At 72.0% G+C, this 14,733-nt stretch carries 11 protein-coding genes and 1 pseudogene; 2 read left to right on the top strand and 10 right to left on the bottom strand.

Translation table 11 applies throughout. The features are described from left to right. Window positions 1–51: 51 nt before the first annotated feature. The 5 genes from ilvC to I3F54_RS22095 form a co-directional block, all read right to left on the bottom strand. Window positions 52–1,050, bottom strand: a complete 999-nt coding sequence (gene ilvC, locus I3F54_RS22075; RefSeq protein WP_240120573.1) for a ketol-acid reductoisomerase — start codon at window positions 1,048–1,050, stop codon at window positions 52–54. Window positions 1,051–1,183: 133 nt separating this feature from the next. After that, window positions 1,184–1,708: an acetolactate synthase small subunit gene (gene ilvN, locus I3F54_RS22080; RefSeq protein ID WP_240120574.1), complete on the bottom strand. Its 525-nt coding sequence runs from the start codon at window positions 1,706–1,708 to the stop codon at window positions 1,184–1,186. Window positions 1,709–1,730: 22 nt separating this feature from the next. Further along, window positions 1,731–3,584 carry an acetolactate synthase large subunit gene (locus I3F54_RS22085; RefSeq protein WP_240120575.1) on the bottom strand — a complete coding sequence of 618 codons (1,854 nt, stop codon included), beginning with the start codon at window positions 3,582–3,584 and terminating at the stop codon, window positions 1,731–1,733. A 219-nt stretch (window positions 3,585–3,803) separates the two neighbouring features. Next, window positions 3,804–6,797 (bottom strand): EAL domain-containing protein, encoded by a 2,994-nt coding sequence (locus tag I3F54_RS22090; protein ID WP_240120576.1) that lies wholly within the window; start codon window positions 6,795–6,797, stop codon window positions 3,804–3,806. A gap of 435 nt (window positions 6,798–7,232) precedes the next feature. Next, window positions 7,233–8,174 carry a 2-hydroxyacid dehydrogenase gene (locus I3F54_RS22095; RefSeq protein ID WP_240120577.1) on the bottom strand — a complete coding sequence of 314 codons (942 nt, stop codon included), beginning with the start codon at window positions 8,172–8,174 and terminating at the stop codon, window positions 7,233–7,235. Between the two features lie 76 nt (window positions 8,175–8,250). On the opposite strand from I3F54_RS22095, the gene I3F54_RS22100 reads away from it, so the two are divergent. Together I3F54_RS22100 and I3F54_RS22105 are read left to right on the top strand one after the other, a co-directional pair. Further along, the gene (locus I3F54_RS22100; protein ID WP_240120578.1) at window positions 8,251–9,249 is read left to right on the top strand and encodes an aldo/keto reductase; all 999 of its coding nucleotides are present in this window, start codon (window positions 8,251–8,253) and stop codon (window positions 9,247–9,249) included. Window positions 9,250–9,271: 22 nt separating this feature from the next. Continuing rightward, window positions 9,272–10,438, top strand: coding sequence for a sorbosone dehydrogenase family protein (locus I3F54_RS22105; RefSeq protein WP_240120579.1), 1,167 nt, complete (start codon window positions 9,272–9,274; stop codon window positions 10,436–10,438). A gap of 9 nt (window positions 10,439–10,447) precedes the next feature. On the opposite strand, the gene I3F54_RS22110 is transcribed toward I3F54_RS22105, so the two are convergent. The 5 genes and pseudogenes from I3F54_RS22110 to I3F54_RS22125 form a co-directional block, all read right to left on the bottom strand. After that, window positions 10,448–10,660 (bottom strand): DUF6191 domain-containing protein, encoded by a 213-nt coding sequence (locus tag I3F54_RS22110; protein ID WP_240120580.1) that lies wholly within the window; start codon window positions 10,658–10,660, stop codon window positions 10,448–10,450. A gap of 192 nt (window positions 10,661–10,852) precedes the next feature. After that, window positions 10,853–11,179: pseudogene (locus I3F54_RS32550) on the bottom strand (hypothetical protein); the annotation flags it as partial. After that, window positions 11,125–11,769: a hypothetical protein gene (locus tag I3F54_RS22115; RefSeq protein WP_240120581.1), complete on the bottom strand. Its 645-nt coding sequence runs from the start codon at window positions 11,767–11,769 to the stop codon at window positions 11,125–11,127. The gene I3F54_RS22115 and the pseudogene I3F54_RS32550, both read right to left, overlap by 55 nt. 35 nt (window positions 11,770–11,804) lie before the next feature. Continuing rightward, window positions 11,805–12,380 (bottom strand): GNAT family N-acetyltransferase, encoded by a 576-nt coding sequence (locus tag I3F54_RS22120; RefSeq protein ID WP_240120582.1) that lies wholly within the window; start codon window positions 12,378–12,380, stop codon window positions 11,805–11,807. After that, window positions 12,358–14,589 (bottom strand): MMPL family transporter, encoded by a 2,232-nt coding sequence (locus I3F54_RS22125; RefSeq protein ID WP_240120583.1) that lies wholly within the window; start codon window positions 14,587–14,589, stop codon window positions 12,358–12,360. Before I3F54_RS22125 ends, I3F54_RS22120 begins: the two co-directional genes overlap by 23 nt. Window positions 14,590–14,733: the final 144 nt, after the last annotated feature.

Genomic DNA, 14,733 nt, shown 5'->3' on the forward strand with positions numbered 1-14,733 from the left:
AGGGTGGACAACGGGGGGCCGGAGCAACCGCCCCGGCCCCCGTCGTGAGGCTTACGCCTCCTCGTTCACCCAGCTCATCAGCTTGCGCAGCTGCTTGCCGGTGGTCTCCAGCAGGTGCTCGGAGTCCTGCTGCTTGTACTCGTTGTACTTCTTCAGACCGCCGTGGTACTCGTCCATCCAGTTGCGGGCGAAGGTGCCGTCCTGGATCTCCGCGAGGACCTGCTTCATCTCGGCCTTGGTGGCGTCGGTGATGATCCGCGGGCCCGTGACGTAGTCGCCCCACTCGGCGGTCTCGGAGACCGACCAGCGCATCTTCTCCAGGCCGCCCTCGTACATGAGGTCGACGATCAGCTTGAGCTCGTGCAGGCACTCGAAGTAGGCGATCTCCGGCTGGTAGCCGGCCTCGACCAGGGTCTCGAAGCCCGCCTTCACCAGCGCGGCCGTACCACCGCACAGCACGGCCTGCTCACCGAACAGGTCGGTCTCGGTCTCCTCCGTGAAGGTGGTCTTGATGACGCCGGCGCGGGTACCGCCGATGCCCTTGGCGTACGACAGGGCCAGCGCGAAGGCGTTGCCGCTCGCGTCCTGCTCTACGGCGGCGATGCAGGGAACGCCGCGGCCCTCCTCGTACTGGCGGCGCACCAGGTGGCCCGGGCCCTTCGGCGCGACCATGCAGACGTCCACGCCGGCCGGGGGCTTGATGAAGCCGAAGCGGATGTTGAAGCCGTGGCCGAAGAACAGCGCGTCGCCGTCCTTCAGGTTCGGGGCGATGGACTCCTCGTAGACCTGGGCCTGGATGGGGTCCGGGACGAGGATCATGATGACGTCGGCCTCGGCGGCGGCCTCCGCCGGGGTCACCACGCGCAGGCCCTGCTCCTCGGCCTTCGCCTTGGACTTGGAGCCCTCGTGCAGACCCACGCGCACGTCGACGCCGGAGTCGCGCAGCGACAGGGCGTGGGCGTGGCCCTGGCTGCCGTAGCCGATGACCGCGACCTTGCGGCCCTGGATGATGGACAGGTCGGCGTCGGCGTCGTAGAACAGCTCGGCCACTTTGGGTTCTCTCCTCGGGGTGCTGGTGTTGCGTCCCACCGTATGACGGCGGGGGGAAGGGACGTCTCGGGGTCTCGGTATACGGGCGCCGTCCGGGGCGGCCCCGGTGACGGCGGGCCGCCCGTGCGCCGTGTCAGGCGCTGCGGTCGAGAGCGCGCAGCGAGCGGTCGGTGATGGAACGGGCACCGCGGCCGATCGCGATCGTCCCGGACTGGACGAGCTCCTTGATGCCGTACGGCTCCAGCATCTTGAGCATCGCCGACAGCTTGTCGTTGCTGCCCGTGGCCTCGATCGTGACGGCCTCCGGGGAGACGTCGACGGTCTTGGCTCGGAACAGCTGGACGATCTCGACCACCTGGGAGCGCGTCTCGTTGTCGGCGCGCACCTTCACCAGAACGAGTTCGCGCTGAACGGCCTGCGACGGCTCCAGCTCGACGATCTTCAGCACGTTGACGAGCTTGTTGAGCTGCTTGGTCACCTGCTCCAGTGGCAGGTCCTCGACGTTCACCACGATGGTGATGCGGGAGATGTCGGGGTGCTCGGTGACGCCCACGGCGAGCGAGTCGATGTTGAACCCGCGGCGGGAGAACAGTGCTGCGATGCGGGCGAGGATGCCGGGCGTGTTCTCCACCAGGACGGAGAGCGTGTGCTTGGACATGGTCGTGAGGCTCTCTTCTCGCTCAGTCGTCTTCGTTGTCGCCGAAGTCGGGGCGGACGTCCCGGGCGGCCATGATCTCGTCGTTGGAGGTGCCGGCGGCGACCATCGGCCAGACCATGGCGTCCTGGTGGACGATGAAGTCGACGACCACGGGGCGGTCGTTGACCGCGTTCGCCTCTTCGATGACCTTGTCGAGGTCGGCGGGGTCCTCGCAGCGGATGGCGTGGCAGCCCATGGCCTCGGACAGCTTCACGAAGTCGGGGATGCGGGTGCCCTGCGCGGGTTCCTTGCCGTCGTGCTCCGGACCGGAGTGCAGGACCGTGTTGGAGTAGCGCTGGTTGTAGAACAGGGTCTGCCACTGGCGAACCATGCCGAGGGCACCGTTGTTGATGACGGCGACCTTGATCGGGATGTTGTTGAGCGCGCAGGTGGTCAGTTCCTGGTTGGTCATCTGGAAACAGCCGTCGCCGTCGATGGCCCAGACGGCCCGGTCCGGCACACCGGCCTTGGCGCCCATGGCGGCCGGGACGGCGTAGCCCATGGTCCCGGCGCCGCCCGAGTTCAGCCAGGTGGCGGGCCTGTCGTACTGGATGAAGTGCGCGGCCCACATCTGGTGCTGGCCCACGCCCGCCGCGAACACGGTGCCCTCGGGAGCGAGCTGCCCGATACGCTCGATGACCTGCTGGGGGGAGAGCGAACCGTCGTCCGGCTGGTCGTAGCCGAGCGGGTAGGTCTCGCGCCAGCGGCTGAGGTCCTTCCACCAGGCGCTGTAGTCGCCGCGGTGCCCGTCGCTGTGCTCCTTCTGCACGGCCTGGACCAGGTCGGCGATGACCTCGCGGGCGTCGCCGACGATGGGCACGTCGGCGACGCGGTTCTTGCCGATCTCCGCCGGGTCGATGTCGGCGTGGACGATCTTGGCGTACGGGGCGAAGCTGTCCAGCTTGCCGGTGACGCGGTCGTCGAAGCGGGCGCCGAGGGCGACGATCAGGTCGGACTTCTGCAGCGCGGTGACAGCGGTGACCGCACCGTGCATGCCCGGCATCCCCACGTGCAGCGGGTGGCTGTCGGGGAACGCGCCGAGCCCCATGAGGGTGGTGGTGACCGGCGCGCCGGTGAGTTCGGCGAGGACCTTCAGCTCGGTGGTGGCCTTGGCCTTCAGGACGCCACCGCCGACGTAGAGGACGGGCCGCCTGGCGGAGGTGATGAGCTTCGCGGCCTCGCGGATCTGCTTGGCGTGCGGCTTGGTCACCGGGCGGTAGCCGGGCAGGTCCATCGTGGGCGGCCAGGAGAAGGTGGTCCTCGCCTGGAGGGCGTCCTTGGAGATGTCGACCAGGACCGGGCCCGGGCGGCCGGTGGAGGCGATGTGGAATGCCTGCGCGATCACCCGCGGGATGTCCTCGGCCCTGGTGACCAGGAAGTTGTGCTTGGTGATCGGCATGGTGATGCCGACGATGTCCGCCTCCTGGAAGGCGTCCGTACCGATCGACGTGGACGCGACCTGGCCGGTGATCGCGACCATCGGGACCGAGTCCATGTGGGCGTCCGCGATCGGCGTGACCAGGTTGGTCGCCCCCGGGCCGGAGGTGGCCATGCACACCCCGACCTTGCCGGTGGCCTGCGCGTAGCCGGTGGCCGCGTGTCCGGCGCCCTGTTCGTGGCGGACCAGGACGTGGCGCACCCGGGAGGAGTCCATCAGCGGGTCGTACGCCGGCAGGATCGCACCGCCGGGAATGCCGAACACCGTGTCGGCGCCGACCTCCTCGAGAGAGCGGATGAGGGACTGCGCACCCGTGACGTGCTCGACGGGCGTCGGCTGCTGTCCTCCGGATCGGGGCCGCGGCTGCGGATGATGGGCCCCGGTGGCCTGCTCGGTCATCGGCATTCTCTTCTCGATGCTGAGGGTTTTTGCGAAGTTCGGGCGAAGTGCGGCTGTTGCTGGTGCAACAAAAAACCCCTCGTGCCGTAAGGCAAGCGAGGGGAGCGCGCCGGGTGGGTTCGCTGAGCGATCAGAGGCTCAGCGTCAGCCGACGCGCTTTCCAAGTACGAGAATTCGGGTGCGCATGGCACAGACCCTCCCCCCGGCACGCACCCGGTGTCAAGTGGGTGGGACGGGAGTCTCATCATGTGAGCGCAGTGCAGTTCCACCGAGTGCGCCGCGGCCCAGAACCACGGACACACCCCCGGTGTACACCCCTGCACCGCCGCCCGCGAGGGCCGGTTCGGCCGGCGTGTGCGGCACCGGGAAATGACCGGATCCGAGCGCTCTGCGCAGCCGGTACTCGTCCAGCGGACCGGCGAACGCCATCCCCTGTCCGTGCGTGCAGCCCATCGCACGCAGGGCGACGATCTGCTCGGGCAGGTCCACACCCTCGGCCACGGACTGGAGTCCGAGGTCGCCGGCGATCCTGAGCAGACCGGCGGTGATCTTGCGAAGCCGCGTCGACTCCACGACTCCCTCGACCAGGGTGCGGTCGAGTTTCAGCAGGTCCACGGGGAGCCGCCGCAGCGCCGTGACGGACGCGCAGCCCGTACCGAAGCCGTCGAGCGCGATGCGTACGCCGATCCGCCGGAGCGCTGTCAGCCTGCGCTCCAGCTCGTCCATCGGCACCCGGGGGTCGAGGTCGGCCAGTTCCATGACCAGCGAACCGGACGGCAGGCCGTGCCGGTTCAGCAGCGCTTCGATCGAGCCGAGCGGCATCGACCGGTCCAGCAGGCGCCGGGCGGAGACGCGGACGGCCACGGGCACCGCGACACCGGCCGCGGTGCGCTCGGCGGCCTGCTCGACGGCCTCCTGGAGCATCCAGCGGCCCAGCTCGGCGGTCTTGTCGCTGTCCTCGGCGACCCGCAGGAACTCGGCGGGCGTGAACAGCACGCCCTGCGAGGAGCGCCAGCGGGCCTGGGCGGCGACCGCCGTGATCCGGCCGTCCTCCAGCCCGACCACGGGCTGGTGCAGCAGGGTGAACTCGCCGTCGTGCAGCGCGGCCCGCAGCCGGGTGGCCAGCTCGGCCTTGCGGACGACGTCGTGCTGCATCTGCGGCTGGTACAGCTCCACGCGGCCCTTGCCGCCCGCCTTGGCCCGGTACATCGCGAGGTCGGCGTTGCGCAGCAGCTCGGCCGCGCCCAGGCCCGGTTCGGCGAAGGCGACGCCGATGGAGGCGTTGACCCGGACGTCGTTGCCGTCGATGAGATAGGGCTGGGAGAGCGTGCCCCTGAGACGGTCGGCCAGCTCCAGGATGTGGCGTTCGCGTGCCGTGCGGTCACGCGTGCCGTCGCCGGCGATCAGGGCCGCGAACTCGTCGCCGCCCAGCCGGGACGCGGTGTCCCCCTGGCGGACCGCGTCCTGGAGTCTGCGGGCGGCCTGGACGAGCAGCGCGTCGCCGGCCTGGTGCCCGATGGTGTCGTTGACGGCCTTGAAGCCGTCGAGGTCGATGAAGAGGACGGCCGTGTTGAGCAGGGCGGTGCCCCGGTCCGTGGCGCGGCGTCCGGACAGGGCCTGCTGCACGCGCCGGGTGAACAGGGCGCGGTTGGGCAGGTCGGTGAGCGGGTCGTGCTCGGCGTTGTGCTGCAACTGCGCCTGGAGGCGGACGCGTTCGGTCACGTCCCGGCTGTTGAAGATGAGGCCGCCCTGGTGGCGGTTGACGGTGGACTCGACGTTCAGCCAGCCTCTCCCGCCGCCCGAGCGGAAGCGGCACTCGATGCGCGTGGTCGCCTCCTCGGCCGGACTGGCGGCGAGGAAGCGGCGCACCTCGTGCAGCACGCAGCCCAGATCGTCCGGGTGGATGAGGTGGGCCAGCTCGGTGCCCACCAGTTCCTCGGCGGGACGGCCGTAGACCCCGGCCGCGGCCGGGGAGACGTACCGGAGGATGCCGTTGGGCGCGGCGATCATGATGACGTCGCTGGAGCCCTGCACCAGGGAGCGGAAGTGGTTCTCCTTCTGCGCGAGTTCCTGGGTGAGGGTGATGTTGTCGAGCAGCATGATCCCCTGGCGGACCACGAGGGCGAGCACGACGGTGCCGCCGGTCAGCAGCACCACGCGGGAGACGCTGCGGCCGTTGAGGACGTTGTAGAGGATCCCCAGGGTGCAGACCGCGGCGGCGAGGTACGGCGTGAGCGCGGCGAGGGACCCGGTGATGGGCCGGGTGGCCGGAAAGCGCCCCTGTTCGCCCCCCGGCGGCAGTGGCCGGCCGGCAGGGCTCCGGCCGGGCAGGTGCTCGTGGACCACGCGCGTGTGCCCGTGGCCGTCGGGCCGGTGGCGGGCGGCCCAGGGGGCGTAGGCGAGGAGCAGCGAGCCGGCGAACCAGCCCGCGTCGAGCAACTGGCCGGAGCGGTAGCTGTTGTGCAGCAGCGGCGAGGTGAACATCGCGTCGCACATCACGGTCAGGGCGAGCGCGCCGACCGCGGTGTTGACGGCCGTGCGGTTCACCGCCGAGCGCCGGAAGTGCAGCACCAGCACCATGCTCACCAGGGCGATGTCGAGCAGCGGGTACGCCAGCGACAGCGCCACGTGCGCGACGCTCGGGCCGTCGAACGCGGCGGCCTGGGCCAGCGCGAGACTCCAGGACAGGGTGAGCAGGGAGCCCGCGATCAGCCAGGCGTCGAGCACCAGGCAGACCCAGCCGGCCTTGGTCACCGGCCTCTTGGCGAGGACCAGCAGCCCCACGATGGCGGGCGGCGCGAAGCACAGGAAGAACAGGTCGGCGTAGGAGGGGCTGGGCACGGGCAGGTCGAGCACGACCTCGTACCACCCCCAGATGCCGTTGCCCAGGGCCGCCATCGCCGAGGACAGGGCGAACAGCAGCCAGGCCGGTCGAAAGCGGACGCGCCGGGAGCGCGCGTAGAGGAAGCAGGACACCGCGGCCGTGCCCGCCGCGCCGGCCAGCCCGAAGTCGCCCATGACGAGCGCGAGCCGGTCCGACCCCCAGCCGAGGGCGGAGCCGACGGCGTACCCCGCGCACACCACGGCAAGCAGCAGCTGGTGGACCGTGCTCGCCCCGTCCCCGGGGACCGGCCCACGGGGTGGGGGTGCCTGTGCGGACGTCTGCGCCCGTAGTGCCGCGCCGAGGGCGGTCACCGGGGGCGGCGAGTTCACCGGGCCCTCCCGGTCCGCGCCGTCCCCCGGCCCCTGGGGCTGCGGTGCACCGGGCACGGGAGCCCTCGGCGGACGGCCGGCGGGCGTGGGTGCGGGGTGTGCCGACCGCTGCGCCGGCCGCAGGGGGCCGGAAGAGTGGGGTGGCTGTTGTGATCGGCGTGGTGACCGCGTCTGCGTGCGACTGTGTGCCAGGGTCGCTGCCGGTGGTCCCGCCGCGTCGGATCGTTCGCCCATAGGCCGTGCATCGCCCGTCGCCCCCCTCACCAGTCTGCAATGTCCATCCCCGGCGCCGAACGGTGCGCGCGGCGCAGCCCCTGTCGGGACGATACACCAGTATCGTCACTCAGGGACATAGCTTCTCTACGCTCCGTGACGACCAGCGGGAACGTGGGCACGGGCCGCGTTCGAAGGACTGCGGAGGGTGTGCGAACAGGGTCACGCGCCCGTCGTCAGGATCACGTTGCGCAGAGGCTCCCGGTTCACGAATCGCGTCAACTGGTCCACCAGCAGTCGCTTGGCACGCGGCAGGAAGGCGGAGGTGGGCCCGCCGACATGGGGGCTGACGAGCACGCCCGGCGCGCGCCACAGGGGATGGTCCCGGGGCAGCGGCTCGGGATCGGTGACGTCGAGCGCCGCGGTGATCCGTCCGGTCTCCAGCTCCGCCAGCAGCGCCTTGGTGTCGACCACGGGCCCGCGGGCGACGTTCACGAGCAGGGCGCCCTCCTTCATACGGGACAGGAACGCGCCGTCGGCCAGACCCCGGGTGGTCTCCGTCAGCGGCACGGACAGGATGACGACGTCGGCCTCGGGCAGCAGCACGGGCAGGTCGGTGAACGGGTGCACGGGACCGCGCGCCGTGGTGCGCGCGGAGCGCGCGACGCGTGCGACGTGCGCGAGCTCGAAGGGCGTGAGCCGGTCCTCGATCGCAGAGCCGATCGCGCCGTAGCCCACGATGAGGACGTTCCGGTCGGCCAGCGCGGGCCGGAAGCCGCCCCGCCACTCGCCGCGTTCCTGCGCGCGGACGTAGTCGGGGATGCCGCGCAGGGAGGCCAGGACCAGTGCCAGGGTCAGTTCCGCGGTGCTCGCCTCGTGCACGCCGCGCGCGTTGCACAGCCGTACACCGGGACGCAGGTGCTTCAGGCCGGGCTCCACGTGGTCGATGCCGGCGGAGAGGGTCTGCACCACCTCGACGGACGTCATCCCGGGCAGCGGGCGTACGCCGATGCCGCCGGGCTTCATGTAGGGCACGACGTAGTACGTGCAGTCGGCCGGGTCGGCCGGGAAGTCCTCCCCGCCGTCCCAGAAGCGGTAGTTCAGGCCCTCGGGGAGTCCGTCGATCTCGTCGGCGCGGAGGGGCAGCCACACGTCAGCAGTCATGTCAGGAGGCTATGTCAGGTCCGCGGACACGCAGAGGTTAGGTTGGGGACGCCGGCAGAGGGAGGGTCACGAGCAGGTGGAGCGCAGGACGATCGGCGCGACGGCGCTCCCGGTGGGAGCCGTCGGACTCGGGTGCATGCCGATGAGCTGGGCGTACAGCGGGTCGCGGCAGCGGGGCGAGCAGTCCGTGCGGGCGGTCGGCCGGGCGCTGGACCTGGGCTCGACACTGCTGGACACCGCCGACATGTACGGCCCGTTCACCAACGAACTGCTGCTGGGGCGGGTGTTGAAGGAGCGCCGGGCGGATGCCTTCGTGTCCACCAAGGTCGGCCTGCTGGCGGGCGAGCAGCACATCGTGGCCAACGGCCGCCCCGGGTATGTGAAGCGGGCCTGCGACGCCTCGCTGCGCCGGCTCCAGACGGACGTCATCGACCTGTACCAGCTGCACCGCGCCGATCCGGAGGTCCCGGTCGAGGAGACGTGGGGGGCGATGGCGGAGCTGGTCGGGGCGGGCAAGGTCCGGGCCCTCGGCCTGTGCGCGGTCGGGGTGCGCGGGGGCCGCCGCACCGGGGCCGGGCTGTACGACACCACGATCCGGCAGCTCCAGCGGGTCCAGCAGGTCTTCCCGGTCGGCGCGGTGCAGGCGGAACTGTCGGTGTGGTCGCCGGAGGCGCTCCGGACGCTGCTGCCGTGGTGCGCCGCGCGCGGCGTCGGCTTCCTGGCGGCGATGCCGCTCGGCAACGGCTTCCTGACCGGCACACTCACCCCGGGCGAGGGCTTCGAACCGGACGACATGCGCGCCCGCCATCCCCGCTTCACCGCCGAGATGATGGCCGCCAACCAGCCGATCGTCGCCGGTCTGCGCCGGATCGCCGCCCGGCACGGTGCGTCGGTCACCCCGGGCCAGATCGCCCTCGCCTGGGTCCTGGCCCAGGGCCGCCACGTGGTTCCGGTGCCGGGCGCGAAGCAGGAGCGCTGGGTGGCGGAGAACGCGGGCGCCGCGGACCTGCGGCTGACGGCCGAGGACCTGGCGGAGGTTGCGGCCCTGCCCGCGGCGCGGGGATCGTGGGACTGAGCCGGGCCGCGTCGGAGGGACCGTGATCGTGCGACATCGAGCCGTACCGGCCGTGCTGGCCGCCGCCGTGCTGGTGCTGACGGCCGGCTGCTCCGCGGATGTCCCAGGGCCGCCGGCCGGGGGCGGGCAGAGCTCCACCGGCAGCGCGAGCACGCGGGCCCCCGGGCCCGCCGCGGCCGAGCAGACGCCGCCCGCGCAGGGGTCGGTGAAGGTGCTGCGGACCGTCGCGACGGGCCTGGACACGCCGTGGGGTCTGGCACCGCTCCCGGACGGCGACCTGCTGGTGTCCTCGCGGGACGCGGGCACGATCACCCGTGTCGACGCCGGGAGCGGGCGGAAGACCGAGCTGGGCGAGGTGTCCGGTGTGGACGCGGCCGGTGAGGGCGGCCTCCTCGGTATCGCCCTCTCCCCGGACTTCGCCTCCGACCACATGATCTACGCGTACCTCACCTCGGCGTCGGACAACCGCATCGTCCGCGTGCTCTACGACGAGGACAAGCCCGCGGGTGAGCAACTCGGCGCACCGGACACCGTCTTCAAGGGCATCCCCAAGGGTGTGATCCACAACGGCGGCCGGATCGCCTTCGGCCCCGACGGGATGCTCTACGCGGGCACGGGAGAGAGCGGCCGGCGCGGTCTCGCCCAGGACAGGGACTCGCTGGGCGGCAAGATCCTCCGTCTGACCCCCGAGGGCGAGCCGGCCCCCGGCAACCCCTTCCCCGGCTCCCCCGTCTACTCCCTGGGCCACCGCAATGTGCAGGGCCTGGCCTGGGACACCAGGCAGCGCCTGTTCGCCTCGGAGTTCGGCCAGGACACCTGGGACGAGCTGAACGCGATCACACCAGGTGACGACTACGGCTGGCCGCGGGCGGAGGGCAGGTCCGGCACGCCCGGCCTGCACGATCCGATCGCCCAGTGGCACCCCGACGAGGCTTCCCCCAGCGGCATCGCCTACGCCGAGGGGTCGATCTGGATGGCGTCGCTGCGGGGCCGTCGGCTGTGGCGCGTCCCGCTGAAGGGCACGGAGGTGTCGGCGGATCCGCAGGCCTTCCTGGTGGGCCGGTTCGGCCGGCTGCGCACGGTCGTCCCGGCGGGCGGGGACAAGCTGTGGCTGACGACCAGCAACACCGACGGCCGGGGCGACCCGGCGGGCGGCGACGACCGGATCCTGGAGGTCCGGGTGAGCTGACCGGGTTGGTCAGCCGGGCCCGGCGGTCCCGTCGCCGGCGGCCGCGCCGTCCTGCGCGTCGGCCGGGGGCCGCCGTACGACCACCTTTCCGGACGCGAGGTCTACGGGCCCGCGTCCGGGGTCCGCGTCGCCCACCTCCTCCCGGCTCAGCTCCAGGCGGTTCTGCTCGTCACGCGTGTGTTTGCGGCCGGGTGCGAAGAGTTCCTCGAAGGCGTTGAACACGGCTGTCCCCTTCCGGGCCGCGCGGCAGCCCGCTGGTGTCGGTCGGCACGTGCGACTGCTCCGGGGCCGGGTCCGGGAGGAGGACGACCAGGCGCGGTGTGGGAGCCGCACGGACGTCCCCGGCACCGGATGCCGGGCCCGGTGTGCGCAGGCCTCCGTCACCTGCCCTCCCGGAGGGTGGGCTCCCGGCCATTATCGCGCGCCCGGCGCCTGCGCGGCCCTCGCGGGGAACGGTCCCAGCCGGTGCGCCGCCGCCTCACCGCGGCCCGCGACGCAGAGCTTGGCGAGGATGTTGGAGGCGTGCACGCTGGCGGTCTTCGGCAGCTGCTCGCTGTAGGCGTGCCGGGCACGGGCCTCGGCGGAGGCGTCCAGGACGGCGGGCAGGGCCTTGGCGGGGTCGTGCGCCTGGTACCAGTAGGCGGCCCACCACCGTCCGTTCGGCGGCGATGCTCCCGGCGGAGCGCTCAGGCCGACGGCAGACCGAGCAGGACGTCGGTGTACTTCAGGACGGCCAGGAGGAGGCCGATGATGCCGAGCGCGACACCCGCCCAGGCGACGGACTTGATCCACGGCGCCTGTGGCCGGCCGGGCGCGCCGAACGCGGGCCGGGCGAGCACGACGACGCCGGTGATCAGGGCGAGCAGCGCGAACAGCCCGCCCCACAGGGCGGTGGCGTGCCAGGCGTCGCCGTAGCCCTCCTTGATCATCTTGGCGATGTCCGAGGACGACGAGGTCTGCAGCTGGCCGAGGAGCGACTCGCGGGCGGAGGCGACGGTGCCGATCCAGCCGCCGGTGAGGGAGACGACGCCGAGTGCGGCGGAGACCACGGCGCCCGCGCCCTGGCCGACGCCGGAGGGTCCCTGACCGGCGTCGGTGCCCTCGGGGCCGTCCTCGTCGTCCTCGTCGTCCTCGTCCCTGTCCGGGGTCCGCCCGGTGCCCTCCTCGGTCGCACCCGGCCCGTCCGCCGCCTGCCCGGTCCGGTCCGCCTCGTCGGCCGGGGCGCCGCCGTCCGGGGTGCCGGCGGTGGTCTCCCCGCCGGTCCCCGTCTCGTCGGCGCGGGTCTCGCCGGCCGGGGTCCCGGCGGCCTCGTCCACTGTCTTCGTTCCCATGGCCCGCACCGTACGGAGCAAGTCTGAGAGGTCCCTTAACGCTCGTCGTGGGCGGTACGCGCATGTGCCGCGCGCCACTCGGGGGCGAGTACGGACCACACCTCCAGGTCGTGCCGCACGCCGTGGTGGAGGTGGGCGGCGCGCCGGACGCCGTCGCGGGTCATGCCGAGCCGCCGGGCCACGTTGATGCTGGGCGTGTTGCCGGAGGCGGCGACCCACTCGACGCGGTGGATGCCCCGTTCCCCGACCGCCCAGTCGATGAGTACGCGCATCGCCCGGGTGATCAGTCCGCGGCCGGTGGCGGCGGGTTCCAGCCAGCAGCCGACCTCGCAGGTGCCCTGCTCCGCGTCGAAGGCGAGGGCGAGCACGCCGCCCACGAGCTTCCCGTCCAGCCAGATGCCGTGGTGGGAGGCCGTGTCGGCGGCGCGCATCCCGGCGTACCGCTGGAGGGTCTCCCGCGCGGTGTCCAGGTCGGTGACCTGGGAGCCGAAGGGGATGTACCGGTTGATGAACGGCCGGCCGCGCTCCAGGTTGCCCAGGAACTCCTCGGCGTGCCAGGGCTCCAGCGGCTTCAGCTCTGCTCCGTCGTCACCCAGGGATATCGCGTACATCCTGCCGCCGCTCCTTTTCCAGCACCTCCACGACGTCCGTGAGCCTCTCATGCGCGGCGGCGCGGCACTCGGGCGGCTCGATGCTGATCCGGGGCAGGATGCGGTCCAGCCGGCGCGGCAGCCACCAGTTGGCGCCGCCGAGCAGGTGCATCAGGGCGGGGACGAGCAGGGTGCGCAGGACGAACGCGTCCAGGGCGACGGCGGAGGCGAGGGCGATGCCGAACATCGCGATGACGCGGTCGCCGCTGAGCACGAAGGCGAGGAAGACGGAGATCATGATGACCGCGGCGGAGTTGATCACCCGGCTGGTCTCGGCGAGGCCGACGCGGACCGCGCGCCGGTTGTCGCCCGTCTCCAGCCACTCCTCGTACATGCGGCTGACCAGGAAGACCTGGTAGTCCATGGAGAGTCCGAAGAGGACCGAGACCATGATCACGGGGAGGAAGGGCTCGATGGGACCGGCACGGCCCAGGCCGAGCATGTCGCTGCCCCAGCCCCACTGGAAGATCGCGACGACGACGCCGAAGGCGGCGGCGACGGCGGCGACGTTCATGGCGGCGGCCTTCAGCGGGATGCCGACGGACCGGAAGGCGAGCAGGAGCAGGAGGCAGCCGAGTCCGATCACGACGCCGACGAAGACCGGCAGCTTGCCGACGATCACGTCGGCGAAGTCGTCGTAGGCCGCCGTCACGCCGCCGACGTGCACGTCGAGCGAGGTCCCGGCCTCGGCCCGGGGCAGCAGATCGGTGCGCAGCCGGTCGACGAGGTCGCTGGTCGCCCGCGACTGCGGGGAGGAGTCGGGGACGACGGTGAGGTAGGCGGTGGTGCCGCCGGAGTTGTAGGTCACCGGGGTGACCGAGGCGACGCCCTCGGCGCCGCGCAGGGAGGTGTCGAGGCTGTCCAGGGCGAGTCGGTCCTCGGCCCCGTTCACCGGCGTCACCAGGGTCAGGGGACCGTTGACGCCGGGCCCGAAGCCGTCGGCGAGCAGGTCGTAGGCCTGCCGGGTGGTGCTGGTCCGCGGGTCGTTGCCCTGGTCGGAGGTGCCCAGGTGCAGGGAGAGCGTGGGCAGGGCGAGGAGGGTGACGACGCCGAGGGCGAGGGAGCCGAGCAGCTTGGGGTGGCGCTCGACGAACGCCGACCAGCGGGCGGCGAGCCCGGTCGGCAGCTCCGGTTCGGGTCCGTGCTCGGCGAGCCGGCGCCGCTCGCGGCGGCTCAGGGCACGCATGCCGATGAAGGACAGCAGGGCGGGCAGCAGGGTGACGGACGCGGCGACGGTGAGCACCACGGTCAGTGAGGCGGCCACGGCGACGCCGTTGAGGAAGCTCAGCCGCAGGATCAGCATGCCGAGCAGTGCGATGCACACCGTCGCACCCGCGAACACCACGGCCCGCCCGGTCGTGGCGACGGCGTTCGTGACGGCCTCGGTGACGCTGAGCCCCCGTTTCAGTCCACGCCGGTGCCGCGTCACGATGAACAGCGCGTAGTCGATGCCGACACCGAGCCCGATCAGCATGCCGAGCATGGGGGCGAAGTCGGCGACGGTCATGACGTGCCCGAGCAGCGCGATCCCCGCGTAGGCGGTGCCGACGCCGACGAGGGCGGTGGCGATGGGCAGCAGTGAGGCGGCGGGCGAGCCGAAGGCGAGGAAGAGCACGACCGCGGCGACCACCACGCCGACGACCTCGGCGAGGTGACCGCCGGAGGACTCGGTGGCGGAGATGGCGCTGCCGCCCAGCTCGATCTGGAGCCCGTCGGTCTCGGCCGCCTTGGCTATGTCGACGACGGAGCGCGCCTCGGCGGGCGAGATGTTCTCGGCGGAGTCCACGAAGGTGACGGTGGCGTACGCCGTGTGCCCGTCCTCGCTGACCCGGCCCGCGCCGGTACCGCCGTAGGGCCCGCTCACCGACGCGACCTCGGGCAGGTCGGCGATCCGGTCCAGGGTGCCGGTCATGGTCTGTTCGACGTCGGCGTCCTGCACGGTGCCGGACGTGGTGTGCCAGACGACGGTGTCGCTGTCGCCGCCCAGACCCGGGAAGCCCTCCTGGAGCAGCTCGGTGGCGCGGCCCGACTCGGTGCCGGGGACCGCGTAGTCGTTGCTGTACGCGGAACCGGCGATCGCCGCGCCGGCGGTCACCCCGCCGAAGGCGAGGAGCCACAGCAGTACGGCGACGAGGCGGCGCTGGACACACCAGCGGGCGAGTGCTGCCACGAACATGCTCCCGGAATGGCTGATTGTGGATCTTTGACCGGGAACAGTCGTCCATGTCACGAAAGGCCCGCAAAGAACGCATGAGCAATGCAAAGCCACTCTTGCAGGAGGAAATGATCCTTTGACGAGTTCGTGGGCTTATTC

It is taken from the genome of Streptomyces sp. MUM 2J (genome assembly GCF_022414535.1).
Lineage (GTDB): Bacteria > Actinomycetota > Actinomycetes > Streptomycetales > Streptomycetaceae > Streptomyces.